Origin of the sequence: Nocardioides albidus (assembly GCF_006335005.1) — a bacterium.
Lineage (GTDB): Bacteria > Actinomycetota > Actinomycetes > Propionibacteriales > Nocardioidaceae > Nocardioides > Nocardioides albidus.
In genome coordinates this window covers 1-24182 of record NZ_VDMP01000009.1, presented here as the reverse complement: position 1 = coordinate 24182, position 24182 = coordinate 1, and the positions used below count along the sequence as shown (strand labels likewise).

At 72.0% G+C, this 24182-nt stretch carries 23 protein-coding genes and 1 tRNA gene; 16 read left to right on the top strand and 8 right to left on the bottom strand.

Going from position 1 to position 24182, the window contains the following annotated elements; genetic code table 11:
- The first annotated feature begins 1 nt into the window (after position 1).
- From cmk to FHP29_RS00515, 6 genes are all read left to right on the top strand, one after another.
- Positions 2-682: a (d)CMP kinase gene (cmk, locus tag FHP29_RS00540; protein ID WP_139620924.1), complete on the top strand. Its 681-nt coding sequence runs from the start codon at positions 2-4 to the stop codon at positions 680-682.
- Positions 679-1374 (top strand): lysophospholipid acyltransferase family protein, encoded by a 696-nt coding sequence (locus FHP29_RS00535; protein WP_139620923.1) that lies wholly within the window; start codon positions 679-681, stop codon positions 1372-1374. The genes cmk and FHP29_RS00535 overlap by 4 nt, the downstream gene beginning before the upstream one ends.
- Entirely contained in the window at positions 1367-2707 is a 1341-nt protein-coding gene (gene der / locus FHP29_RS00530) for a ribosome biogenesis GTPase Der (RefSeq protein ID WP_139620922.1), read from the top strand. The genes FHP29_RS00535 and der overlap by 8 nt, the downstream gene beginning before the upstream one ends.
- Positions 2708-2772: 65 nt before the next feature.
- Positions 2773-3387 carry a hypothetical protein gene (locus tag FHP29_RS00525; RefSeq protein ID WP_139620921.1) on the top strand — a complete coding sequence of 205 codons (615 nt, stop codon included), beginning with the start codon at positions 2773-2775 and terminating at the stop codon, positions 3385-3387.
- Positions 3384-5042 carry a DNA polymerase Y family protein gene (locus FHP29_RS00520; protein ID WP_240044211.1) on the top strand — a complete coding sequence of 553 codons (1659 nt, stop codon included), beginning with the start codon at positions 3384-3386 and terminating at the stop codon, positions 5040-5042. Before FHP29_RS00525 ends, FHP29_RS00520 begins: the two co-directional genes overlap by 4 nt.
- A 151-nt stretch (positions 5043-5193) precedes the next feature.
- Positions 5194-6510: a phospholipase D-like domain-containing protein gene (locus tag FHP29_RS00515; RefSeq protein WP_139620920.1), complete on the top strand. Its 1317-nt coding sequence runs from the start codon at positions 5194-5196 to the stop codon at positions 6508-6510.
- 15 nt (positions 6511-6525) lie between these two features.
- On the opposite strand, the gene FHP29_RS00510 is transcribed toward FHP29_RS00515, so the two are convergent.
- Complete coding sequence (locus FHP29_RS00510; RefSeq protein ID WP_139620919.1) at positions 6526-6729, bottom strand: hypothetical protein; 204 nt, start codon at positions 6727-6729, stop codon at positions 6526-6528.
- Between the two features lie 39 nt (positions 6730-6768).
- Positions 6769-7251, bottom strand: a complete 483-nt coding sequence (locus FHP29_RS00505) for a nuclear transport factor 2 family protein (RefSeq protein ID WP_139620918.1) — start codon at positions 7249-7251, stop codon at positions 6769-6771.
- A gap of 67 nt (positions 7252-7318) precedes the next feature.
- Between FHP29_RS00505 and FHP29_RS00500 the strand changes: the two genes are divergently transcribed.
- From FHP29_RS00500 to arr, 5 genes are all read left to right on the top strand, one after another.
- On the top strand, positions 7319-7651 hold the full coding sequence (locus FHP29_RS00500) for a TraR/DksA family transcriptional regulator (RefSeq protein WP_139620944.1): 333 nt from the start codon (positions 7319-7321) through the stop codon (positions 7649-7651).
- Positions 7652-8085: 434 nt separating this feature from the next.
- Positions 8086-8796, top strand: coding sequence for a MarR family winged helix-turn-helix transcriptional regulator (locus FHP29_RS22115; RefSeq protein ID WP_205013755.1), 711 nt, complete (start codon positions 8086-8088; stop codon positions 8794-8796).
- On the top strand, positions 8793-9431 hold the full coding sequence (locus tag FHP29_RS00485; RefSeq protein WP_139620917.1) for a hypothetical protein: 639 nt from the start codon (positions 8793-8795) through the stop codon (positions 9429-9431). The genes FHP29_RS22115 and FHP29_RS00485 overlap by 4 nt, the downstream gene beginning before the upstream one ends.
- 486 nt (positions 9432-9917) lie before the next feature.
- On the top strand, positions 9918-10451 hold the full coding sequence (locus FHP29_RS00480) for a glycine cleavage system transcriptional repressor (RefSeq protein ID WP_139620916.1): 534 nt from the start codon (positions 9918-9920) through the stop codon (positions 10449-10451).
- Complete coding sequence (gene arr, locus FHP29_RS00475; RefSeq protein ID WP_139620915.1) at positions 10448-10858, top strand: NAD(+)--rifampin ADP-ribosyltransferase; 411 nt, start codon at positions 10448-10450, stop codon at positions 10856-10858. The genes FHP29_RS00480 and arr overlap by 4 nt, the downstream gene beginning before the upstream one ends.
- A gap of 4 nt (positions 10859-10862) precedes the next feature.
- Here arr and FHP29_RS00470 read toward each other — a convergent pair whose 3' ends face one another.
- Complete coding sequence (locus FHP29_RS00470) at positions 10863-12596, bottom strand: DEAD/DEAH box helicase (protein ID WP_139620914.1); 1734 nt, start codon at positions 12594-12596, stop codon at positions 10863-10865.
- A 9-nt stretch (positions 12597-12605) separates the two neighbouring features.
- Positions 12606-14744: an MMPL family transporter gene (locus FHP29_RS00465; protein ID WP_139620913.1), complete on the bottom strand. Its 2139-nt coding sequence runs from the start codon at positions 14742-14744 to the stop codon at positions 12606-12608.
- Positions 14745-14877: 133 nt separating this feature from the next.
- Here FHP29_RS00465 and FHP29_RS00460 point away from each other — a divergent pair, with 133 nt between their 5' ends.
- Positions 14878-16020 (top strand): sensor histidine kinase, encoded by a 1143-nt coding sequence (locus tag FHP29_RS00460; RefSeq protein ID WP_139620912.1) that lies wholly within the window; start codon positions 14878-14880, stop codon positions 16018-16020.
- On the top strand, positions 16017-16673 hold the full coding sequence (locus FHP29_RS00455) for a response regulator (RefSeq protein WP_139620911.1): 657 nt from the start codon (positions 16017-16019) through the stop codon (positions 16671-16673). Before FHP29_RS00460 ends, FHP29_RS00455 begins: the two co-directional genes overlap by 4 nt.
- A gap of 32 nt (positions 16674-16705) precedes the next feature.
- Here FHP29_RS00455 and FHP29_RS00450 read toward each other — a convergent pair whose 3' ends face one another.
- Positions 16706-17179, bottom strand: a complete 474-nt coding sequence (locus tag FHP29_RS00450) for a VOC family protein (RefSeq protein ID WP_139620910.1) — start codon at positions 17177-17179, stop codon at positions 16706-16708.
- An 80-nt stretch (positions 17180-17259) separates the two neighbouring features.
- A complete protein-coding gene (locus FHP29_RS00445; protein ID WP_139620909.1) occupies positions 17260-17655 on the bottom strand; it encodes a VOC family protein in 396 nt (131 codons plus the stop codon).
- A 72-nt stretch (positions 17656-17727) separates the two neighbouring features.
- Between FHP29_RS00445 and FHP29_RS00440 the strand changes: the two genes are divergently transcribed.
- From FHP29_RS00440 to FHP29_RS00430, 3 genes are all read left to right on the top strand, one after another.
- The gene (locus FHP29_RS00440) at positions 17728-19065 is read left to right on the top strand and encodes an HNH endonuclease (protein WP_205013753.1); all 1338 of its coding nucleotides are present in this window, start codon (positions 17728-17730) and stop codon (positions 19063-19065) included.
- Positions 19066-19079: 14 nt separating this feature from the next.
- Positions 19080-22382 carry an error-prone DNA polymerase gene (locus tag FHP29_RS00435; RefSeq protein ID WP_139620908.1) on the top strand — a complete coding sequence of 1101 codons (3303 nt, stop codon included), beginning with the start codon at positions 19080-19082 and terminating at the stop codon, positions 22380-22382.
- A 90-nt stretch (positions 22383-22472) separates the two neighbouring features.
- A tRNA-Pro gene (locus FHP29_RS00430) sits at positions 22473-22549 on the top strand.
- 233 nt (positions 22550-22782) lie between these two features.
- On the opposite strand, the gene FHP29_RS00425 is transcribed toward FHP29_RS00430, so the two are convergent.
- Positions 22783-23496 carry a histidine phosphatase family protein gene (locus FHP29_RS00425; RefSeq protein WP_139620907.1) on the bottom strand — a complete coding sequence of 238 codons (714 nt, stop codon included), beginning with the start codon at positions 23494-23496 and terminating at the stop codon, positions 22783-22785.
- Positions 23497-23683: 187 nt separating this feature from the next.
- Positions 23684-24182 (bottom strand): 3-hydroxyacyl-CoA dehydrogenase family protein (locus FHP29_RS00420; protein WP_139620906.1); only part of this gene is annotated, 499 nt, incomplete at its 5' end.

Here is a 24182-nt window from a genome sequence, read left to right as displayed (position 1 = left end):
CGTGGACGTGCCGGAGAACGTGGTTGTTGCCGTGGACGGGACCTCCGGCTCGGGCAAGTCGAGCACCTGCCGGGCGGTCGCCGACCGCCTCGGCCTGCGCTATCTCGACACCGGCGCGCAGTACCGCGCGATCACCTGGTGGATGCTCGAGAAGGGCGTCGACGTGCACGACCCGGAGGCGGTGGCCGCGCGCGCGGGGGAGCCGGTGCTCGTCTCCGGCACCGACCCGCTCGCACCGACCATCACCGTCGACGGGGTCGACGTCTCGGTGCAGATCCGCAGCGACGCGGTCAACGGCGCCGTCTCCCCGGTCAGCGCCGTGCCCGAGGTCCGTGCGCGCCTGGTCGAGCTGCAGCGTGAGCTGATCGCCCCCGCCGACGGTCCACGTGGCGGCATCGTCGTCGAGGGTCGCGACATCGGCTCCGTCGTGTGGCCCGAGGCCCAGCTCAAGGTCTACCTGACCGCCGATCCGGCGGCCCGCGCCGCACGGCGCGCCCTGGAGAATGGCGGCGCCGACCTCACGGCCACCCAGGAGTCCCTGCTCGCCCGCGACCGGATCGACTCCGGCCGGGCCGTCGCCCCGCTGACGATGGCCGACGGCGCGGTCCACGTGGACTCGACCGAGCTGACCCTGGACGAGGTCGTCGACATCGTGGTGGGCCTGGTGATGGAGCGCGTGTGAGCGCGCACCCCGTCCCCCTCCCGTCGCGTCGGCTCCTGGTCCGTGGGCGTCCGGCATCGCGCTGGCTGATCCGCCGACGCTGGGACGTGCGGGTGCTTCACCCCGAGCGCTTCCCGGCGACGGGACCGGCGGTCGTGGCGGGCAACCACATCGGCCTCGTCGACGGACCGCTGATGGCGATCTTCGCGCCGAGGCCGGTGCACGCGCTGACCAAGCTCGAGATGTTCGCCGGCCCGCTCGGTCCCTTCCTGCGCGCCGCCGGGCAGATCCCGCTCGACCGGTGCAACGTCGATCCGGCGGCGATCAGGATCGCCCTGCGGGTGCTCGGCGAGGGACACGCGGTCGGCCTGTTCCCCGAGGGCACGCGCGGTCCTGGCGACCTCGAGAGGTTTCGCGGCGGCGCGGCCTACCTCGCCCTCCGGACGGGGGCGCCCGTCGTACCCCTGACGTTCCTGGGCTCGCGCGATCCGGGCGGATCGAGCAGCTCGCTGCCGCACAAGGGGGCGCGGATCGACATCGTCGTGGGGGAGCCGTACGCCGTCGATGCGGTGCCGTGGCCCCGGACGCGGGAGAATGTCTCATCGACCTCGGCCGCGCTGCGCGCGCACCTGCAGCAGCAGCTGGCCGAAGCCCTGGACGAGACGGGGCGGCGCCTGCCCGGCCCGCTCCCGCAAGGAGAGCGTGATGAGTGAAGACACCCCGACCGGGGTGGTCCCGGTGCTGGCCGTCGTCGGCCGCCCCAACGTCGGCAAGTCGACCCTGGTGAACCGGATCATCGGCCGCCGCGAGGCGGTCGTCGAGGACATCCCCGGCGTGACCCGCGACCGCGTGTCGTACGACGCCGAGTGGGCCGGTCGTGCGTTCACCCTCGTCGACACCGGCGGCTGGGACCCCGACGCCCGCGGCATGGCCGAGCAGATCCGCGCTCAGGCCGAGATCGCGGTCACCCTGGCCGACGCCGTCCTGTTCGTCGTCGACGCCTCCGTGGGCATCACCGACGCCGACGAGGCGGTCGTGCGCGTGCTCCGCAAGTCCGGCAAGCCTGTCGTCCTGGCCGCCAACAAGGTCGACGACGAGCGCGCCGAGGCCGAGGCCTACGGCCTGTGGAACCTCGGCCTGGGCGAGCCGTTCCCCGTCTCCGCCCTGCACGGACGCGGCTCGGGCGACCTGCTCGACGCCGTGCTGTCCGTTCTGCCGGAGGTGGCCGACCGGGTCGGGGAGGAGCTCGGCGGACCGCGCCGGATCGCCATCGTCGGGCGCCCCAACGTCGGCAAGTCCTCGCTGCTCAACAAGCTCGCCGGCGAGGATCGGGTCGTCGTCGACAACGTCGCCGGCACCACGGTCGACCCGGTCGACGAGCTGGTGACCCTGGGTGGGCGCGAGTGGCGGTTCATCGACACCGCGGGCATCCGCAAGCGGGTCAAGGAGGCCTCGGGCCACGAGTACTACGCCTGGCTGCGGACCTCCACCGCCATCGAGCGCGCCGAGGTGTGCGTGCTCGTGCTGGCCGGCAACGAGTCCATCGCCGAGCAGGACATGCGGATCCTGCAGGAGGTGCGCGAGGCCGGCAAGGCGCTCGTGATCGCCTTCAACAAGTGGGACCTCGTCGACGCCGAGCGTCGCTACTACCTCGACCGCGAGGTCGAGCGCGATCTGGTCCAGGTGCAGTGGGCGCCGCGGATCAACATCACCGCGAAGACCGGATGGCACATCGACCGGATCGTGCCCGCGCTCGACCGGGCCATCGAGGGTTGGGAGACCCGGATCTCCACCGGCGCCCTCAACTCCTTCCTCGGCCGGATCGTGGCCGAGCACCCGCACCCCGTCCGTGGCGGCAAGCAGCCGCGGATCCTGTTCGGCTCTCAGGTGCAGAGCGCACCGCCGGTGTTCAAGCTGTTCACCACCGGCAAGCTCGACCAGGGCTACGAGCGGTTCATCGAGCGCCGGCTGCGCGAGGAGTTCGGGTTCGTCGGCACGCCGATCGAGATCAAGGTGCAGCCGCGGGAGAAGCGTTCGCGGCGTTAGTCCGACCACAACGGGGTGATGATCGCCCACTTGCCTGAATCGAACAAATGTTCGAACATGGTGAGGTGAGCATCCGCCCCCTCGAGACCACGGAGCTGGCCGACCCGCGCACGGTCGTCGACCAGCTGCGCGGACGGATCCAGGCGCTGGAGGGCGGACCGACCCGGCTGAGCGTGCCGATGTCGCCGGCGCTCGCGGGGCTGGTCCGGGTGCGCACGGGAGGGGTCTACGGCGTGGACTCCGCGACCCTCGGCCTGGCGCTGGCGGCGGGTGCCTCCCAGGCCGGCGAGTGGGTCGGGTTCGCGGGCTGGGACGACTTCGGCGCCGAGGCCGCCCAGCAGCAGGGGATCGTGCTCGGCCGCACGGTCCTGGTCCCCTCGCCCGGGGAGCACTGGCTCGAGGTGACCGCGGCCCTGGTCGACGTCCTCAAGGTCGTGGTGCTGCGCCCTCCGGGCGGGGTCGACGCCAAGTCCGCCTCGGTCCTCGAGGCGCGGCTGCGCGCGCGTTCGTCGGTGCTGGTCGTGCAGGGGGAGTGGCCCCGCTGCGACGCGCGGATCAGTGCGGAGCGGGTCGAGTGGGAGGGCATCGGGCACGGTCGTGGTCGGCTGCGTGAGCGCCGGGCCGCCCTCGTCGTCCGCGGCGGCCGGGGGATGCCGGTGCGCGCGGAGGTGGCGCTGTGACGCGGACGATGGTGCTCTGGTGCCCGGACTGGTCGGTCACGGCAGGCATGCTGGAGCTGGCCGACTCCGATGGTGCTGTCGACGGTGCTCTTGACGCCAATGCCCTCGACACGTCGGCGCCGGCGGCGGTGCTCGCCAACAACGTGGTCACGGTGTGCAACGCCGCCGCGCGCTCCGAGGGCGTACGACGCGGGCAGCGGCGCCGTGACGCCCAGGCGCGCTGCCCCGACGTGGTGCTGTTGCCGGCCAGCCCCGACCGCGACGCACGATGGTTCGAGCCGGTCCTCGCGGCGGTCGAGGAGCTGCGTCCCGGGGTCGCGCCGCTGCGGCCCGGGCTGCTCGCCGTCCCCGCCCCGGGCCGCTACTTCGCGCGCCGCGGGCTCGACGGCGAGGAGGCGGCAGCGGCGGTCCTCGCCGAGCACCTCGCCCGGGCGGGCGTGTGGGACAGCCGGTTCGGCGCCGCCGACGACCTCTACACCGCCGAGCGGGCCGCCCGGCAGGCCCCGCCGCAGGGCTGTGTGTCGATCCCCTCGGGCGACTCGGCGGAGTTCCTGCGGGGGCTGCCGGTGACCGTGCTCGCCGACGACGGGCCGGAGGGCGCCGAGCTCGCCGACCTGCTGCGCCGCCTCGGGCTGGTTCTGCTCGCCGACTTCGCCCGGCTCGGGGCGGGTGATGTGGCCAACCGGTTCGGGAGCTACGGCTCCGACGTGTGGCGCCGGGTCCAGGGCAGGGAGGTCACCCGCCTCGCCTCGCGCACCCCGCCGCCCGAGCTGGCCTGCGAGATCTCCTTCGAGCCCCCGCTCGACTCGGCCGAGGCGGTCACCTTCAGCGTCCGCACCACCGCGGAGAGGTTCGTCGCCGGGCTGGCCGAGCGGCAGCTGGTGGCGACCTCGGTGCGGATCGAGGCCGAGTTCGAGTCGGCGCTGGGTGGGGAGGGCGTCTCGACCCGGACCTGGCTGCACCCGCGCTGCTTCACCTCCCGCGACCTCGTCGACCGCGTCCATTGGCAGCTCCAGGCCGGGATGGCCACCTCCGGGCTGCGCAGCCGCAAGTCCACCGGCGAGACCATCACCTCCGCCGTCACCCTCGTCCGCTTCCTGCCCGACGTCGTCGAGCCCGCCGGCGACCACGCCGAGGGGCTGTGGGGTGGGGGAGCCGAGGAGCAGGTCGTGCGCGGCGTCGCGCGGGTCCAGGCGATGGTCGGGTACGACGCCGTCCGCGTCCCGGTGCTCCAGGGTGGGCGCGGCGCCGCGGACCGCCAGGCTCTGGTGCCCTGGGGCGAGCGGCCGGTCGGACTGCGCCCGCTCGAGCGGCCCTGGCCCGGACGGATCCCCGGCCCCGCCCCGAGCCGGGTCTTCGCCGCGCCGCTCGAGGCAGAGGTCGTCGACGAGGCGTCGGTCGCCGTGGCCGTCACCGCGCGGGGAGTGGTGACCGGGGAGCCGTGGCGGATGCGGATCGGGCGGCACTGGTGTCCGATCGCCTCGTGGGCCGGGCCGTGGCCGGTGGACGAGGGCTGGTGGCTCTCGGCGGGCTCGGCCGGATCGGCGGGCGCGGGGCGGGCCGCCCGCTTCCAGGTGGTCGGTGTCGACGGACGCGCCTGGCTGCTGCGCTGGCGCTCGCCGGGGAGCTGGGAGGTGGAGGCGGCCTACGACTGACCGATGTGGCGACGTGCGTCGTACCCCGCGCTGTAACGAATTCCGGATCCCCGCCGCTGACAGGGGAGAACGACGTCGGACACAGGGAGCGGGAATCGTGCGGTTCGCAGGGGATGCATCGACCTTCGGCAGGTGGCGTGGAGTGATCGCGGTGAGTGTGGCCCTCCTCCTCGGCGCGGTCCTGCTCGGCCAGGTCGACGTCCGGCGGGCCGACGCGGCGCCGGCCGCGCCGGCCGCGCCTGCTGCGGGTGGCGTGGCGGTCGCGGCCAAGGCGCCCGACCCGGCGTACGTCGTGACGCCGGGGATCGTCTTCAACCACCCGTTCCGCAAGAAGAAGCGGCTGAGGATCCAGGACAAGATCGTCAAGACGGTCAAGAACGTCCCCGCCGGCGAGACCATCCGGCTGATGACCTGGAACTTCGACTCGCCCCGGCTGGCGAAGAAGTTCATCGACGCCCACCGGCGCGGCGTGTCCGTGCAGATCATCATGGCCCGCGGTCTCGCGCGCTCCCAGGGCCCGGGCCGGTCCTACCCGACGCTGCGCGCGGCATTGAGGAAGGGCAATGCGGACCGTCCCCGGGCGCTGCGCAGCTGGATCCGCACCTGCAGCGCCACGTGTCGCGGCAAGGGCGGCGCGATGCACTCGAAGCTGATGCTGGTCAGCCGCTCGGGCGCGACGAGCCGCATCGCGATGCAGGGATCGGCGAACTTCACCGGCGCCGCGGCCGTCCAGCAGTTCAACGACTGGACGACGACCACCGAGAACCAGGCGCTCTACGACGGCTGGATGACCATGTGGAACCAGGCGAAGAGGGACAAGAACACCAAGCCGCTGCGGTTCACCGTCGGCTCCATCACCTCGATCTTCGCGCCCCACAAGAAGAAGTCGGATCCGGCGCTGAAGGTCCTCGACGACGTCCGGTGCGCCGGCGCCGCCAACGTGCCCGGCGGACGCACCAAGGTGCGCATCGCCAACGCGGTGTGGGGCGACCAGCGCGGCGTACGGATCGCGAAGCGGGTGCGCACGCTGGCCCGCGAGGGCTGCGACGTGCGGATCGTGTTCATGATGATGCCGCTGAAGATCCGCAACATCCTGCGCGGGCTGCCCGCGAAGCAGATGGTCTACATCACCGGCGCGACGGCCAACAAGTTCAAGGACCGCTACGTCCATCTCAAGGGCCTCTCGGTCCAGGGCAGCGTGGGCGGTCGTCCCGACGGCAACCTCGTGCTCTCGAGCAGTGAGAACTGGACCCGGCTCGGCTGGCACTCCGACGAGCAGAACGTCATCTTCCGCGATGACGCCGCGCTCGCGGCGAAGTACGCCGACTGGGTGGACCTGATCTACCGCCAAGCGCCGCGCAGCCTCAACAACTACGTCAACTCCGCCGACCCGAAGGGCCGGGTCGTGCCGGGCACGGAGTTCCTCGCCCCCAAGGACTACCCCTTCCACGAGCTCGAGCTGAACTGAGGGCCCGCCGCGCGATCACCCGCCGGGGGTCTGCGTGCTCTCCCGGCGGGTGCCCTCGGGGTCCTCGGTCCGCTCGTCGGACTCCTCGAGGATCGCGTCGGCCTGCCGCTCGGGATCGTCGCTGCCGGCGTCGCGCTCCTCGGGCAGGAGCTCGGCCCGCTCGGCCACGCGCTCGTCGTCCCGCTCGTCGTCGGGCTGGCCCGTCGGTGTCTGGCTCATAGAGGCGACGTACCCGCGACGGGTCGGGCCAGACCACGCTCAATGCCGGAGCGAGGGATCCCAGCGGTTGGCGAGCAGCGTGAAGCTCGGTGTGTCCTCGAGCGAGGTCATCGCCTCGTAGATGCGCTCGTAGCGGGTCGAGGCGATCCGCCACGCACCGTCGGCCTCGCGCCGGTAGGTGTCGAGGTAATAGCCGCCGCCGCGGATCTGCACCTTGAACTCCGCGACGATGACGGTGTCCTCGAACGCCCACGAGCCGGTCGCGGTGTCGCCGTCGACGTCGATCTCGGGGTGGTTGGCGATGTGGACGGTGATGACGCCGGGTCCGAGGTTCTCCTCCATGTACACCGCGACGTCGGCCCGGCTCTCGAAGTGCAGGGGCTCGCCCATCGCCTGTGTGCCGTACCGCGCGCTCACGTCGTCGGTGAGGCAGTCGGCGAACTCCGCCCAGTGCTTGAGGTCCAGGGTGCGGAAGTAGCGGTACTTGAGGCGCTTGATCTCCTCGATCGCGGCGAGGTCCATGAGCGCACTGTAGAACGTGTTCTATGTCTGGTCGAGGGTGTCGGTCCACGATGGCACCATCGGCGAGGTGACGGATGCGCGTGCGCTGCTGGAGGCCGAGCGCCAGGAGACGCTGCGGCGCCTGGCCGGCCTGACCGGGAGCTTCGAGGAGGTGGTCGCCGCCTCACGCGACACCAACGCCGACGACGAGCACGATCCCGAGGGCGCGACGATCGCCTTCGAGCGCTCCCAGCTCGCCACCCTGGTCGCGCAGGTGCGCCGGCACCTGGCCGAGGTCGAGGCCGCCCTCGTCCGGCTGGACACCGGGACCTACGGCACCTGCGAGCGCTGCGGCCTGCCGATCGCCGAGGGACGCCTCGAGGCGAGGCCGGCCGCGCGAACCTGTGTCGGCTGCGCCTAGATGAGCTGTTCCCAGGGCTCGCACGCCGGCGGCGTTGCAGTCGCTGGGGGTCTCCTCGATCACGTGCGTTACGGCCGCGACGTCGCCCCTCCAGTGAGAGAGTCGGGTGCTGGGTGACGGCGACGTCGAAGCCGTCCTCAACCAGCAGGTCATGGACCGGCTGCCAACCGGATCCGTCGACGAAACCGCCGTGCACCAGAACGACGGTGGGTTTGCTCGCGTTCATCACTGCTCCTTCGCGTTGGGGTGGGACACCCGACCTAGGGAGACTGATGCGGGTCCACTTCCGTCATTTGACTGGTCCGCTCGACCGGCTCGGTGACATTCAGTCGGGGCCGCCATGCCCCCGACGAGGGCAACACCCGCCACGGCGGCGATCCGGGACGTCGGGCCGGCCAGCACGCCGTCCCGCTGCACGATCCCTACCGGCGACCATGACGATGCCGGCCAGGCCAGGATGGCCGGCTGCGACGACCGATCCGACGGCGTGGTTCGACGGGAATATCGTGAGGTCTTCGGCGCGGAGCAAGGACGAGTCGGCCCGCTTGCCCGGGTTGCCGAGCGAGGCCAACCTCACCCGCATCTACCGCAACCTCGCCGTCCGATCACGCACTGAGCTCGCCCGCCGCTTCCACCCCGGAGCCGTCGCCCGACGGCACCTCTTTTTGCGCATTCTCATCATAGTGAAGTATCTTCCCTATGTGTCCGATCGACTGACGACTGCCCTCGACAAGGTCCTCCACCTATCGATCCTGGTGGCCACCGACATGGCCCGGTTCGAGAAGGAGTCAGGCCTGACCGGCCCCCGCGTCCAGCTGCTCTGGGCCCTGGGCGGCACCGGGCCCACGACACAGCGATCGCTGGCGACAGCATTGGACGTGACACCGCGCAACATCACCGGCCTCGTCGACGGCCTTGTCGCCTCGGGTCACGTGACGCGCGAGCAACACCCCGCCGACCGTCGAGCCACCCTCGTGACGCCCACCGCGCTCGGCGCCCAGGTCATCGATGACCTCCGCGAGAGCCATGCCGACCTCGCACGCCAGCTCTTCGGCGAAATCCCGGCGCGCCGGTTGAACACCTTCGTCGCCACCCTCGACGAGACCATTGCGACCTTCGCGCGCCTGATGGAGAACGACGCATGAACCTCCGCCGATTGCCCGGCCTTGCGTGGGAGGCGCTCCTCACCGAGCTCGCCCTCTACCGCTCCCTCGCCCGATGGATCGCGCGCCGTCCCGACGTACCCGCCAGTGCGACGCCGATCGGCTATGCCCAGCTCGTCGGTCCGATGCTCTGGCTGTGGATCTTCGGCTCAGCCACCGAGGCCGTGGTCGTCGAGCTGTTGCTCCGCCAGACAGATGCCGGATGGGCCGAGGCGATCCGGCTTCCCCTGCTGGTACTCGGCATCTGGGGCGTGCTGTGGATGCTCGGGATGATGGCCGCGTACCGAGTGCGGCCACATCTCCTGACCACCGAGCGGTTGCGCATCCGCAACAGCGCCCGCATCTTCGTTGACGTACCACTGGACGCCGTGGCGAGCATTCGGACCGCCGAGCACGAGTTGCCGGGCATCGTCAGAGCCGTCCATCTCGAGGACGCCCTGCTCCTCGTCGGGGTCAGCAGCCGGACCAACCTCGAGCTCGTGTTCACCGCACCCACGGCGTTGCGAACGTCCAAGGGGGAGACCACCGTCGAGCGGGTCGGGCTCTGGGTCGACGATCCCCGCGCCGTGGCTGCCCAACTCAGGACGAAGCTGACCGGTATGGCCTCCCGGCACTGATCCCCAGTCCAGTCACCAACTGGACCTGGAGAGCGCACAGTCTCGCGTGGTTCGAGATCGGGTGTACTCGACCACCCGAGGCGTCGAGACGCGGCGAACAGGTCGGAATCCACGGGGGGTGTCCCCGCCCTGCACCACGCGTTCCGAGTCCGGATTGTCGAGACTGACCGGGAGGGACGCCGCTGCAACGGCGGCACGCATCCAGCGCTGCGCGCTCGCGGCAACTTGGTTCCTGCCCAGGCGCCGGCGGTGGTGGCGCCTCCGCTGCGGCGGGATCCCTATGACGGGGCGGCCCGCGAAAGGCGACTCGCTTGGTAGATCTTGATGTTGACAGCGAGTTGTCAAGATTCGCTGCATCTCGACAAACGGGCTGGGCCTTGCGATGCCCGCGCTCGCGGCCGCTTCGTTCAGACCCGGGCCGCCCCGAACGACCTCCCGGGACGACCACTAGTGACGCGGGGGCGCTCGACCCCCTAGCGTGCGGGCATGGCTCACTTCATGCTCACGTGCATCGGCAACGACCGCCCGGGCCTCGTGTCCGACCTGTCGGCACCCATCAGCGCCCACGGCGCGAGTTGGAGTCGAAGCCAGATGGCGCGCCTCGGCGGGAAGTTCGCCGGGATCGTGCTGCTCGACGTCCCGGAGGCCAGGGCGGAGGCGCTGACCGAGGAGCTCGTGGCGCTCAGGGAGGTCGGCCTGCTCGTGACGCTCGAGCGGACCGACGTCCCCGCCGAGGAGCCGGCCTCGCGGATGACCCTGGAGCTCCTGGGAGCCGACCGGCCGGGGATCGTCGCAGAGATCTCGACCGCGCTCGCCGGGCACCACGTGAGCATCCTCGAGCTGGTCACCGACGTCCGCGAGGCGCCGATGGCCGGCGGCCACCTGTTCGAGGCGCAGGCCGTCCTCGAGGCGCCGTCGACCACGAGCACCGACGAGCTGCGCTCGATGCTGGAGGCGATCGCCGACGAGCTGATGGTCGACATCAACCTCTCGGACGCCGAGGAGCCGGCCTCGGCGTGAGGGACGTGCTGGACGAGGGGCCGTTCTTCCACGGCACGAAGGCGGATCTGCGGGAAGGGGACCTCCTCACCGCTGGCTTCCGGTCGAACTACCGGCCGGAGGTGGTGATGAACCACATCTACTTCACCGCGCTCGTCGACGGCGCCGGCCTCGCGGCCGAGCTCGCGGCGGGCGAGGGCTCTCCGCGCGTGTACGTCGTCGAGCCCACCGGCGCGTTCGAGGACGACCCGAACGTGACGGACAAGAAGTTCCCCGGCAACCCGACCCGGTCCTACCGCAGCCGGGATCCGCTGCGCGTCGTCGGCGAGGTGACCGACTGGACGCGGCTGGCTCCGGAGGCGCTCCAGGCTTGGCGGGACCGGCTCGCCTCGATCCTCGCGGACGAGCGCGGCGAGATCATCAACTGACGGGTCACGCGCCGTCCTCGGTGAGGGTCGCAGACGGCAGCCAGTCGGCCCCGAGGAGCTGGGCGAGGTCGGCGAGGCCGGTGGTGTCGCTGCCCACCGTGTCGGAGGCGGCGGCGATCCGCTCCACCATGACCTTCCCGACCTGCTCCTCGACGGTGCCCTCGGCGTACGCGATGTGCCACGGGGAGACCTGGTGGTCGCGGTGGGTGCGGCCGGTGACCTGGCGGCCGGCGATGCCGGAGAAGCGGGCCTGGTGGAACACCCCGACCCGCGGCTCGGTGCTGGCCCGACGTCCGTCGGGGAGGGTCTCGCCGGCGTGCAGGCTGATCGAGGCGACCGTGGTGAAGACGCAGACCTTGGCCTCTCCGGTCTGGAACCGGAGCCGTTCGGCCTCGGCGTCGAAGCGGTCGCGGCCGTAGATCGTGGCGACCTCGATCCCGGAGTCGCGCAGTCGGTCGGCGATCGGGTCGGCGGCGGTCGTGACGAACTCGACCGAGCAGGCCACCTGTCGCTCGGCCTGGACCTGTTGGGCGATCCAGTCGACCGTCGAGTCGACGCGGATCAGCCCGGCCTTCTGCCGGAAGCGCAGCAGCGCGGCCCGGCCCTGCGCGACATTGCGGCCGCGGCGGGCGATGTCCATCTCGCGGCAGAACTCACCCCATTCGGCTTCGTACGCCGCCCGCTCGGCCGGGGTGAGCGCGACCGGCATGCCGGAGATCGGCACCGGCCCCCACGGCGCGGCGCGGTGCAGCATCGCGGGCGGCCGCTCCTCGTCGAGCCAACCGCGCACCAGCTTGAGGTCGGCAGCGCGGCGCGCCGGATCGGTGGTCCACGTCGCGCCGTACCGTCCCTGCTCGACTCCGACGCCGTGCCGCTCGAGCGCGGCGGCGAACGTGGCGCCGGGTTGGGTGGCCGTGGTCCAGTCCGTCATCGGCTCGCCGAGCGCCTGCGCATAGGCGGGCGCGAGGTACGGCAGCTCGAGCGGCGTGTGGCCGGGCGTCGCGGTCGTGGCGATGACGAACGGCGCCTTGTCGTGGGGCTTCCCATGGCCGGAGATGCGCGCCCAGAGCTTCCACCGCTTGGTCGTCGTACGCCGCAGCGCGTGGGCCTCGTCCGCGATGATCACGTCCCACGAGTGGTCCTTGACCTTGTCGAGCCGGTCCCACGTGATCACCACCCATTCGAGACCGCCGTCGCCCAGGGCCGTGATCGTGCGGCACCAGTGGCCGATCGTGATGGCGGCGGGCCGGTCGGCGACGACGAGCACGCGCCGCGCGCCGCGGAGGTCGCCCACCGCCGACGCCCCGAGGACCGCCGAGATGGTCTTGCCCACGCCCGGCTCGTCGGCCAGCAGGAACAGCCGCCCGCCGGCCGCCGCTCGCGCCGCGATCGCGTCCGCCGCCTCGAACTGGATCCTCCGTGGCTTGAGCGCGTCGGTCGGCTCGAGGTCGGACGTCGGGCTGTCGGGGTTGAGGGTGTTCTCGACGAACCGGCCGAGCGTGTGCGGCCCCGGCGCGTACGGCCGCAGGTGGGCGGGGAGCGCCCGGCCGACGTACAGGTGGGTCTTGACCGCCGGGTGCCAGGTGGCGCCGTCGACCTGCGTCCCGTAGGGGACGTCGAGCACCCACACCCGCTCGCCCGGACCGGCCGTGGGCAGCGGCCGGGGTGGCTGCCCACGGCCGGTCCGGCGCGGCGACGCGCTGCGTCGACGGGCGCTGGTACGACGGGGACTGGCCACCCCTGGACGCTATCGGGCCGATTGCTGGGGGCTCGGCTGGCTCGCCCACGTCCGCGGCGCGGAGTCCGACTCGGGCAGCAGCCGGTCCAGCCACGCCGGCAGCCACCAGTTCGCCTCGCCCAAGAGCCTCATGGTGGCCGGGACGAGCACCAGGCGTACGACGGTCGCGTCGAGGAGGATCGCCGTGGCCAGTCCCAGTCCCATCATCTTGATCGCGGGATCGCTGCCCAGGATGAAGCCCGAGAAGACCGCCACCATGATCAGCGCGGCCGCGGTGATGGTGCGCCCGGTGCCCGCGATCCCCTCGATGACCGCGCGGGTGTTGTCGCCGTGGCGGCGGAACTCCTCGCGCACCCGCGAGAGCAGGAACACCTCGTAGTCCATGGAGAGCCCGAACAGGATCGCGAACATGAACAGCGGGATGAACGACACGATCGGCACCGTCGACTCCACGCCGAGCAGGCCGGCGCCCCAGCCCCACTGGAAGACCATCACGAGCACGCCGTACGCCGCGCCGACGCTCAGCAGGTTGAGCACGACCGCCTTGAGCGGCACCAGCACCGACCGGAACAGCACCGTCAGCAGGAGGAAGGACAGCAGCAGCACCGCCGCGACGAAGCGCGGCATCCGCTCCTGCACCCGGTCACCGAGGTCGGCGAAGGTGGCGGTCTGGCCGCCGACGTGGGCGGTCGCCGCGGTGCCGTCGAGCACCGTCGGAAGGACGTCGCCGCGGAGCCTCGCGACGGTTTCCCGGGTGGCGACGTCCTGGGGCGAGGTGGTCGGCTGCGCCACCAGGGTCGCGACGCCTGCCTCGGGGTCGATGGTCGGCTCGCCCACCGAGGCGATGCCCGGGTCGGCTGCCACGGCCTCGGCGAGCGGGGTCACGACGGACCCCTCCTGCGAGATGTCGACCGCGATCACCAGGGGCCCGTTGGCGCCGGGGCCGAAGCCGTCGGCGATCAGGTCGTAGGCCCGTCGTTCGGTCCTGGACGCGGGCTTGGCCCCGTCGTCCGGGAAGCCCAGGTCGAGCGCGAGGACGGGCGCGGCCAGGGCGATCATCAGGACCGCTCCTCCGAGGAGGTACGCCGTCGCGTTGCGGGTCACGTGAGCGCCCCACCGGTACCAGCCGGTGCTGGGTCGAGGGTGGGGCTGGTGCGCCCCCTCGTCGACCCGTCGCCGGCGTCCGTCGATCCGGTGCCCGGCCAGCCCGAGCAGTGCCGGCAGCAGGGTGACCGAGGCGAGCACCATGACGAGCACGATCGCGGAGATGGCGACCCCACCGCCGGTCACGAACGGGATCCCCGCGACGAGCAGTCCGAGGATCGCCACGACGACCGTGCCGCCGGCGAAGACCACCGCCTGTCCTGCTGTCGCCAGCGCTCGGCCGGCCGCCTCGGCGACCGGCATCCCCGCGGCCAGATGCTCGCGGTGCCGGGTGATCAGGAACAGCGCGTAGTCGATGCCGACGCCCATGCCGACCATGGCCGCCAGTTGCGGCGCCCACGCCGGGATGTCGATCAGGTAGGTCACCAGCCTCATCGAGGTGACGCCGACGACCAGGCCGAGGAGCGCCATGCCGATCGGAAGTCCCATCGCGGTGAAGGAGCCGAAGGCGATCAGCAGGACGATCATCGCGACGACGATCCCGGCGACCTCGCCGAGTCCGGTGGGTGGCTCCTCGAACGCGAAGAAGAGATCGCCCCCGGCCTCCAGCGTCAGCGACGACTCGTCCCGAAGGTCGGCGACGGCGTCCTCGAGGTCGTCCAGGTCGCCGGCATCGAGATGCTCGATCGCGGGGTACTGCACGCGCACGAGCGCGACGGCGCCGTCCGGCGAGACGCTGCTCGTCGTGCCCAGCACGCGCGGGAGCTCCGCGAGAGCGGCCTCCACCGATGCCAGCCGCGCCGCGGCGTCCGGAGCTTCGAGGACGACGTGGGCGGTGACCCCGCTCTCGTCGGCCCGGGTCTCGGCGAGCAGCTCGGCAGCCTGGTAGGAGTCGAGGCCGGGTGCCTCGAAGCTCTCCTCGAGATCGCGCCCGAAGGCGACGGAGGAGGCGATGACGACGAGCGCGAGGACGACCCAGGCGCCGATGGCGGCCCAGGGTCGGGTGGCGGCGGACCGGCCGAGCCGGTAGAGGAGGTTCGACATGCCGCCAACGGTGGCCCGGTCGTGGGCGACGCACATCGGGCCCAGGAGTGGGGGACTCCTCGGCCGAAAGGACGAGAGGCGGCTCGTGCTTGTGCCCCGTACGACGAGCGCCACCGCTCTCTAGGCTGCAGGGGTGCCCGCCGCCTTCCTCCGCTCGATCCTCGCCGAGCCCCGTGTCCCGGATCCGCCGGCGCGGGCGTGGTGGGACTGGGCCCTGGTCGGCGCCTTGATGGTCACGGCCGTGGGCGAGGCGGCCTTCCGCCCCGACGTACCGTTGCGCCCCCTGGCCACGGTCGTCGCGCTCCTGGTGATCCCGGTCCTGCTCTGGCGGCGTACCCATCCGCTCGTGGCGACGGCGGTCGGGTGGGGCGGCGCGATGGTGCTGCACCTCCCCACGGTCGTCGAGGACAACCCGGAGGTGGGGCTCTACTCCATGGCCGGCATCGTGTTGCTGCCCTACGCGTTGTATCGCTGGGCCTCCGGCCGCGAGGCGCTGGTCGGGACGGCGATCGTCGCCGTGCCGGCGGGCCTGGGCCTTGCCGCCAGCGGGAGCCTCGGTGACGTGATCGGTGGCACCACCTTGCTGATCGCGGTGTGCGCGCTCGGAGCAGCGATGCGCTACCGCGCGGTCGCCCGCCAGCGCGAGGTGCAGCAGGTCCGCACGCTCGAGCGGGGCGAGCTCGCCCGCGAGCTGCACGACACCGTCGCGCACCATGTCTCCGCCATCGCGATCCAGGCCCAGGCGGGCCGGGCGGTGGCAGCCGTCGACCCGGCGTCGGCGGTCGAGGCGCTGGCGGTGATCGAGGCGGAGGCGTCACGGACGCTGTTCGAGATGCGCACGATGGTCCGGGTGCTCCGCGACGGCGAGGCGACCGACGCCGGTCCGGTCGACTACACGCCGCAGCGGGGCATCGGCGACCTGGACGAGCTGACCCGGATGAGCCCGATGGTGCGGGTGCGCCGAGGCGATCTCGCCGACCTGCCGCAACCGGTGGCGACGGCCGTCTACCGGATCTGTCAGGAGTCGGTCACCAACGCGATCCGGCACGCGGTCGACCCCACGAGCGTCAGTGTCGAGGTCACCGGCGACGGCGGCGTCGTACGGTTGCGTGTGCACGACGACGGAGAAGCCGCCCGCCCCGCGACCACCGGGGGCTACGGCCTGCTCGGCATGGCAGAACGGGCCAAGCTGCTCGGCGGCGCCTGCCAGGCCGGGCCGGACCCGGCCGGCGGCTGGACCGTCGAGGCGACCCTCCCGCGGGAGATGCCGCGATGACCATCCGGGTGGTGGTCGCCGACGACCAGATCCTGGTCCGCACCGGGCTCACCACGATCCTCAACGCGCAGCCCGGGATCGAGGTCGTCGGCGAGGCGGCGGACGGTCACGAGGCCGTGGCCGTGGCGCGCGCGCTGCGTCCCGACGTCTGCCTGTTCGACATCCGGATGCCCGGCATCGACGGCGTGGAGGCCACCCGCCGGCTCGCCGGGCCTGGCGTCGAGGACCCCCTCGCCGTCGTGATCATCACGACCTTCGACCTCGACGAGTACGTCCACGGCGCCCTCAAGGCCGGCGCCCGGGGCTTCCTCCTCAAGGACGCCGGGCCCGAGCTGCTGGCTCAGGCGATCCACGCGGCCGCGAACGGCGACGCGCTCATCTCGCCCGACATCACCCGCCGCCTGCTCACCACGCTGGCCGGCCTGGAGCGAGCCTCCCCGGCGGCCCAGCCGATCGAGCCGCTCACCGACCGCGAGGAGGAGATGCTCCTCACCGTCGCCCGCGGCCGCACCAACGCCGAGATCGCCGACGAGCTGCACATCACCCTGAGCACGGTGAAGACCCACGTCGCCGCCCTGATGAACAAGCTCGGCGCCCGCAACCGCGTCGAGGTCGCGATGTGGGCCTACGAGACCGGGCGCGTCAAGGGATAGGGCCGGCGCAGGTCTTAGTCGGTCGCCCGTCCTCACTCGCCGTCGTACGCCGCCTGCAGTTGCGCGACGTCGATCTTGCTCATCTTGAGCATCGCCCGGCACGCCCGCTGGTTGGCCTCGGTGGTGTAGTCGCCGCAGAGCTCCTCGAGCTCGCGGGGGACGACCTGCCAGGAGACGCCGTACTTGTCCTTGCACCAGCCGCACGGACCGGGCTCGCCGCCGTCGGCGGTGAGGATGTCCCAGTAGTGGTCGACCTCGTCCTGACCCTCGACGCGCAGGTAGAAGGAGAACGCCTCGTTGAGGTGGAACTCCGGGCCGGCGTTGAGGCCGATCACCTCGTGGCCGGCGACGGTGAACTCGACGACCTCGGCGACGGAGGTGCCGGGCTCGGTCCAGGCGGTGACGACCTCGCCGAGCGACGAGCCGGGGATGTTCTCGGCATAGAACCGCGCGGCCTCGACCGCCTTGTCGTTGCCGAACCACAGGTGGGTGCGTACCGAAACCATGGGGGACCTCCTCGTGTCCGGACCCTCACGTCGAGGGTCGATGACAAGGACGACCGGGGCTCCGGCCCGGACTCATCGCGTCAGTCGAGACAGAATTCGTTGCCCTCGACGTCCTGCATGTTCTGGCAGGACTCGTTCTCCTCGTCGGCGAGGAGGAGTACGCCGCGACGGGCGCCGAGGTCCTCGAGCCGACTGGCCTCGGCCTCGAGCGCGGCGAGGCGCTCGTCGCCGACCAGGCCGGTGCCGACGCGGACGTCGAGGTGGACCCGGTTCTTGGCCACCTTGGGCTCGGGCACGCGCTGGAAGTACAGCCGCGGGCCGACGCCGTCAGGGTCTTGGCAGGCGGCCCAGGAGTCGTCGTCGGCGTCCGGAGGTGTCGGAGGGTCGACATACCCCAGAGCTGCCTTCCAGAACTCCGCGACCGTCCGCGGACTCGCGCAGTCGAAGGTGATCTGGACCTGTCGCACGGGTGCCATCGGGTCAGGATATTCGCGGGGCAAACTGCGCGATCCGTTGTGTTCGAACTGGTGTTCGAATAGACTCATCCCATGAACACTCCGCTCACCGCCGCCGAGATCAGGTCGTACGCCGACCGGATGCTCGCGTCGGACGGCGCGGGATCGACAGCCGAGCTGGTCGACCTGATCGCCGCTCTCGAGCAGCTGAAGTCGGCGGCCTGTGCGGTCCAGGCGCAGGCCGCGGTGGACTTCGACGCGCAGCGTCGTGCCGAGCAGGCGAGGGCGGGGGTGCCCGCGGCGCGACAGGGTCGAGGGATCGCGGCCGAGATCGCTCTCGCCCGTCGCGAGTCGCCGCACCGGGGACAGTCGCTGCTCGGCCTGGCCAAGGTGCTGGTCGCCGAGATGCCGCACACGCTCGCGCGGTTGCGGGACGGCGCGCTCAACGAGTTCCGGGCGACGCTGCTGGCCCGCGAGACCGGCTGCCTGAGCGCCGAGCAGCGGGCGTTCGTCGACGAGGAGCTGTGCGCGGACCCCCAGGCGCTGGCGGGGGTCGGAACCCGCGAGCTCGTCACCCGGGTGCGGCGGATGGCCGCCGAGCTCGACCCGGCCGCCGTCGCGCGCCGGGCCAGGAGGGCGGAGGCCGACCGCAATGTCACGGTGCGCCCGGCTCCCGACACGATGGCCTATCTGACCGGGCTGATGCCGGTCGCCCAGGCCGTCTCGGTCTATGCGGCGCTGGTCAAGGAGGCCGATGCGCGGCGGGCCGCCGGGGATCCGCGGTCGAAGGGCCAGCTGATGGCCGACCTCCTGGTGCTCAAGGTCACCGGGGTGACCGACTCCGGCGACGCGGAGCACGCGCCCGCCGTCCCCGTCACGATCAACCTGACCATGTCCGACGAGAGCCTCGCCGGCGGGCACGCACCCGCCGTCCTGTCCGGGGACGGTGTCCAGGGCGAGGTGATCCCCGCGGAGGTCGCTCGACAGCTCGCGGCCCGGGCGCTCGACGCCCGCGCGGTGGTGTGGTTCCGCCGGCTCTACCGCAACCACCTCGGTCGGATGGTCGCGATGAGCAGCAAGCAGCGCCTCTTCTCGGACGGCCTCGCCGACCTGCTCGCCCTGCAGGGACTCGGGATCTGCGCCAGTCCCTACTGCGACGCCCCGATCCGGCACACCGACCACATCACCCCCGCCGACGAGGACGGTGCGACCGATCTCGCCAACGGCCAGGGGCTGTGCGAGGCCTGCAACCACGCCAAACAGGCGCCCGGGTGGCGACAACAGGTGGTCTCGAGCCCACGCGAACGCGCCGCGGTCGAGACCGTCACCCCCACCGGACACCACTACCTCGCCACGGCGCCCGCCCCGCCGGGCTGGCGCGAGCCACGCTTCGTCAAGGTCGGACCCGGCCGCTACGAGCTCATCGCCTGATCGGAGCTGAGGGCATGGGCTGGAACAACCCACCTGTCCCGTGGAGCGAGCTCGAGCGGCGCCTGTCCGGGCGCGCGCCGGCCCTCGAGGCGCCGGTGTCGCGCCGGAAGCGGCCGCGGGCCGAGCCCGAGCAGGTCGTGCGGCCGGACGCAGCCACGCCGTACGCCGAGCTGCACTGCCACAGCCACTTCAGCTTCCTCGACGGCGCGAGCTCGCCCGGCGACCTGGTCAAGGAGGCCGTCCGGCTCGGTCTCGACGGGCTCGCGCTCACCGATCACGACGGGTTCGCCGGGGCGCCGCTGTTCGCCGAGGCAGGGACGGACTACGGCCTGGCGACGGTGTACGGCGCCGAGCTCACCCTCGGCGTGCACCGCTCCCAGAACGGCATCCCCGACCCCGAGGGCACGCACCTGTTGGTGCTCGCGCGCGGGGTGGAGGGCTACCACCGGCTGTCCGGGGCGATCACCGAGGCGGGCCTGCGGGCGCCGGAGAAGGGCAGCCCCGCCCACGACCTCGACGAGCTCGCCGAGCGGGGGAGAGGGCACTGGGTCGTGCTCACCGGGTGCCGGAAGGGCAGCGTCCGGCAGGCGCTCGCCGCCGGCGGTCCGGCAGCGGCGGCCGGAGCGCTCGACGAGCTGGCCGGCCGGTTCGGCCGGGAGCACGTCGTGGTGGAGCTGACGGCCAGCGACCATCCGGGCGGCGAGGAGGACAACGACCTCCTCGCCCGGATCGCGGACGACCGCGGCCTGCCGGTGCTGGCGACCGGCAACGTCCACTTCGCCGTCCCGGAGCGGAGACGGCTGGCTGCGGCGATGGCTGCGGTGCGGGCCAGGCGCAGCATCGCCGAGCTCGACGGCTGGCTCGACCTGTCCGGTGGGGCGCACCTGCGCAGCGGGGAGGAGATGCTGCGGCGCTTCGCCCACCGTCCCGACGCGGTGCGCCGCTCCGTCGTACTCGCCGAGGAGCTGGCCTTCGACCTGCGCAAGGCCTCACCTCGCCTGCCGAAGCAGGGCATCCCCGAGGGCCGGACCGCGGGCGAGCACCTGCGTCACCTGCTGGAGGAGGGCTTCGCGGAGAGGTATGCCCACCTGCCCCACGCGGAGGAGGCCCGGCAGCGGGTCGAGGCGGAGATGCGGGTGATCCTGGAGAAGGACTTCGCCGGCTACTTCGTCATCGTCCACGACATCGTGGCGTTCGCCCGCAGGAGGAGGATCCTGTGCCAGGGCAGGGGATCAGCGGCGAGCAGTGCCGTCTGCTTCGCGCTCGGGATCACCGCCATCGACTCCGTCCTCTACAACCTGCCGTTCGAGCGGTTCATCTCCCAGCACCGCGAGGAGGAGCCCGACATCGACGTCGACTTCGACTCGGATCGCCGCGAGGAGGTGATCCAGTGGGTCTACGACACCTACGGTCGGCGCAACGCCGCGCAGGTGTGCAACGTGATCAGCTACCGGCCGCGGATGGCGGTGCGCGACGCGGCGAAGGCGCTCGGCTACTCCACCGGCCAGCAGGACGCCTGGTCCAAGCAGGTCGACAGCTGGCACGCGATCGACGAGGACGCGGCGATGCCGCGACAGGTGATCGACCTGGCCAACGAGCTCATGTCCGCGCCCCGCCACCTCGGCATCCACTCCGGCGGCATGGTGCTCACCGAGCGGCCGATCGGCGAGGTCTGCCCGATCGAGAGGGCGCGGATGGACAAGCGGACCGTGCTGCAGTGGGACAAGGACGGCTGCGAGTCGATGGGCCTGGTGAAGTTCGACCTGCTCGGCCTCGGCATGCTCGGCGCGCTCGACCACATGATCCGCCTCGTCGCCGAGCACCTCGGCCAGGAGTGGACCCTCGCGACGCTGCCCAAGGAGGAGCCGGAGGTCTACGAGATGCTCGGCCGCGCCGACTCGATCGGCGTCTTCCAGGTCGAGTCGCGTGCCCAGATCGGCACCCTGCCGCGGCTCAAGCCGGAGTGCTTCTACGAGCTCGCCATCGAGATCGCGCTGATCCGCCCCGGCCCGATCCAGGGCGGCGCGGTGCATCCCTACATCCGCCGCAAGACCGGACGGGACCAGGTGACCTATCCCCACCCGCTGCTCGAGCCGATCCTGGGCCGCACCCTGGGCGTCCCCCTCTTCCAGGAGCAGCTCATGCAGATGGCCGTCGCGCTCGGCGACTGCAGCGCCGACGACGCCGACCTGCTGCGCCGCGCGATGGGCTCGAAGCGGGGGATCGAGCGGATCGAGAAGGTCAAGGACAAGCTGTACGCCGGCATGGCGCGCAAGGGCATCATCGGCGCCGCCGCCGACGCGATCTACGTCCAGGTGCTGTCCTTCGCGGGCTTCGGGTTCGCCGAGTCCCACGCACTCAGCTTCGCCCTGCTGGTCTACGCGTCCTCGTGGTTCAAGCTGCACTATCCGGCGGCCTTCCTGGCCGGGCTGCTGCGCAACCAGCCGATGGGCTTCTACTCGCCGCAGTCGCTGGTCGCCGACGCCCGCCGCCACGGCGTCGTCGTCCTGCCGCCCGATCTCGCCCGCTCCGACGTCCAGGCCGGGCTCGAGCCGTGCTCCGCGAGCGGTGACGATCCGCTGCGGTACGACGACGGGCTGGCCGTGCGGCTCGGCCTCGACTCGGTCAAGGGGATCGGCGCCGAGGTCGCGACCCGGATCGTCGCCGAACGCGCCGAGGCGTCGTACGCCGACATCCGCGACCTGTCGCGTCGAGCCGGACTCAACCAGGCCCAGCTCGAAGCGCTGGCCACGGCCGGCGCCCTCGACGGGTTCGGGCTGGACCGGCGGCAGGCGCTGTGGATGGCCGGCTACGCGGAGGACGACGCGCAGTTGCCGGGCAGCACCCCGGCTCCCGCGCCGCCCACCCTGCCGGCGATGTCGCCGCTCGAGACGACGATGGCCGACCTGTGGGCGACCCGGATCTCCACCGACGTCCATCCGATCCAGCACTTCCGGGAGACGCTGACCGCCGCCGGGATCAAGCCGGTGGGGGACCTGCCGACCACCGAGGCGGGCCGGCGCGTCCACGTGGCCGGCCTGGTCACCCACCGCCAGCGCCCCGGGACCGCCGGCGGGATCACCTTCCTCAACCTCGAGGACGAGACCGGGATGCTCAACGTGATCTGCTCGCAGGGCGTGATGCGCGTCCACCGGCAGGCCGCCCGCAACCGGGTCGCGGTCGTGATCCGCGGCAAGGTGGAGCGCCAGGACGGCGTCACCAACCTGGTCGCCGACCGGGTCGAGCCGCTCGACGCCGTCCTCCCCGGTGCCGGCGACGCCTTCCAGGCGCGTCAGTCGTCGCGTGACTTCCGGTGACCGCCGCGCCGCGGCGAGGCCGATTCGGGGGAGCCGATGGGCCTGCGGTAGTGTTCCGTTCGCTCCGACCGGTGATGCCGGACGGGGCATCGGGCTGTAGCGCAGCTTGGTAGCGCACCTGACTGGGGGTCAGGGGGTCGCAGGTTCAAATCCTGTCAGCCCGACCATGTGATGTCTCAGGACATCGCGGACACCCGGACCCACGGAAGCGTGGGTTCGGGTGTCCGTCATTTGGGGGTTCGTGACTGGTAGCCCTGGTCAGCGTCGATGGTGAGTTCGCGGAGCAACCGCCGGTGATCGCGTCGCGCGGGTGGGTGGGCCTGCATGAGCGCGGCGCTGACCAGCAACGTTCGCTGGCCAGCGCCGGGTCAAGCAACGGGGAGTGAGTTCCCCGGTGGGCTCAGGAGGCGCTGGGGATCGCGACGCCGTTCCACTCGGTGCAGGTCAGCGTCCCGTTCGGCGACAGGTGAGCCTTGACGATGCCGGTGTTGGCGAGGCCGTTCTGGAGGGCGAAGGCCGGCGTCACCTCGTTGGCGCAGGTGCGCTGCAGCATCAGGGCGAGCAGCGCGCCGTGGGCGACGACGACACCGGTGCCGCGGTCGTTGCGGTGCTCGCGCACGTACTGCTCCCACCACGGTGTCCAACGGGCCACGACCTCGTCGTAGCTCTCGCCGCCGAAGCCGTTGGCGCGCTGCTGGCCGCCCAGCCAGGCGCCCATCATCTCGCCGACCTTCTGCAGTTGCTGGGCCGGCGGGACGTCGGCCAGGTTGAAGGCGACCTCGCTGATCGCCTCGTCGGCGCGCACGGGTAGGTCGTGGTCGGCGGCGACGTTGTCGCCGGTCTGGAACGAGCGGACCATCATCGAGGTGTCGACCGACTCGATGGGGGCGTCGTGGAGAGCGTTGGCGAGCGCGGTCGCCTGCTGGATGCCCGTTGCGGAGAGCTCCTGCTCGGGCACGGGGTAGTTCGTGTGGGCGTGGCGCACGAAGAGGAGGTCGTAGCCAGGGCCGGCGGGGGTCGGCTTGGCGCCGGCCTGGGCGCCGGTGAGGAACGGGGTGATGGCGAGGACGGCGGCGGTGGTGGCGACGAGGCTGGCGCGGATGCGGCGGTTCATGGGTGCTCCTGGGGAACGAGACTCGGGACGAGGAGCAGAGTGGCTCAACCGGGAGGCGCCCGGGGGACGCCCGGGGGACGCCGACGTGGCGAGCCGGCCAACTCGGGGTGCCGACGACGGGCGAGGCCGACGAGCTCGTCGCCGCCGAGGTCGTCCTCGACGTCGCCGTTCCTGATCCGTCGGCCGATCAGTAGTCGTAGAAGCCTCGGCCGGACTTCACCCCGAGCCGGCCTTCGTCGATGTAGCGGCGCAGGAGTTGGCGGGGGCCGTCGGGGAGTCCTTCGCGGTGGGCGGCGTAGTTCTCCTCGATGTCGAGGACGACGTCGAGCCCGACGGCGTCCATGGCCTCGAACGGGCCGCGGCGGGCGCCGAGGCCCAGTTTGTAGAGGCGGTCGACGTCCTCGGGTGTCGCGACGCCTTCGTCGAGCACCATCAGCGCCTCGCGTTTGATCGCGGCCCAGATCCGGTTCTGGATGAATCCGAGGCTCTCCTTGCGGGCGACGAAGGGTGTGAGCCCGAAGCGGGGGAGCTCGGTCACGAGGGTGTCGATCACGGCGGGGTCGGTCCGTCCGCATGACATCAGTTCGCAGGCGGTGGCGCGTGGGGGCATGAAGAAGTGCAGGTTGAGCACCCGCTCGGGGGTTGTGACCTGCTCGATGACCTGGCTGGAGGGGTAGGACGAGGAG

What these genes read in the sequence shown, in the direction of transcription:
- FHP29_RS00480 (WP_139620916.1), top strand. Translation starts at nt 9,918, where the DNA reads ATGGCTCACTTCATGCTCACGTGCATCGGCAACGACCGCCCGGGCCTC.
- FHP29_RS00425 (WP_139620907.1), bottom strand. Translation starts at nt 23,496, where the DNA reads ATGAACCGCCGCATCCGCGCCAGCCTCGTCGCCACCACCGCCGCCGTC.
- FHP29_RS00445 (WP_139620909.1), bottom strand. Translation starts at nt 17,655, where the DNA reads ATGGCACCCGTGCGACAGGTCCAGATCACCTTCGACTGCGCGAGTCCG.
- FHP29_RS00510 (WP_139620919.1), bottom strand. Translation starts at nt 6,729, where the DNA reads ATGAGCCAGACACCGACGGGCCAGCCCGACGACGAGCGGGACGACGAG.
- FHP29_RS00440 (WP_205013753.1), top strand. Translation starts at nt 17,728, where the DNA reads ATGAACACTCCGCTCACCGCCGCCGAGATCAGGTCGTACGCCGACCGG.
- FHP29_RS00450 (WP_139620910.1), bottom strand. Translation starts at nt 17,179, where the DNA reads ATGGTTTCGGTACGCACCCACCTGTGGTTCGGCAACGACAAGGCGGTC.
- FHP29_RS00505 (WP_139620918.1), bottom strand. Translation starts at nt 7,251, where the DNA reads ATGGACCTCGCCGCGATCGAGGAGATCAAGCGCCTCAAGTACCGCTAC.
- FHP29_RS22115 (WP_205013755.1), top strand. Translation starts at nt 8,086, where the DNA reads ATGACGATGCCGGCCAGGCCAGGATGGCCGGCTGCGACGACCGATCCG.
- FHP29_RS00435 (WP_139620908.1), top strand. Translation starts at nt 19,080, where the DNA reads ATGGGCTGGAACAACCCACCTGTCCCGTGGAGCGAGCTCGAGCGGCGC.
- FHP29_RS00465 (WP_139620913.1), bottom strand. Translation starts at nt 14,744, where the DNA reads ATGTCGAACCTCCTCTACCGGCTCGGCCGGTCCGCCGCCACCCGACCC.
- FHP29_RS00485 (WP_139620917.1), top strand. Translation starts at nt 8,793, where the DNA reads ATGAACCTCCGCCGATTGCCCGGCCTTGCGTGGGAGGCGCTCCTCACC.
- FHP29_RS00455 (WP_139620911.1), top strand. Translation starts at nt 16,017, where the DNA reads ATGACCATCCGGGTGGTGGTCGCCGACGACCAGATCCTGGTCCGCACC.
- der (WP_139620922.1), top strand. Translation starts at nt 1,367, where the DNA reads ATGAGTGAAGACACCCCGACCGGGGTGGTCCCGGTGCTGGCCGTCGTC.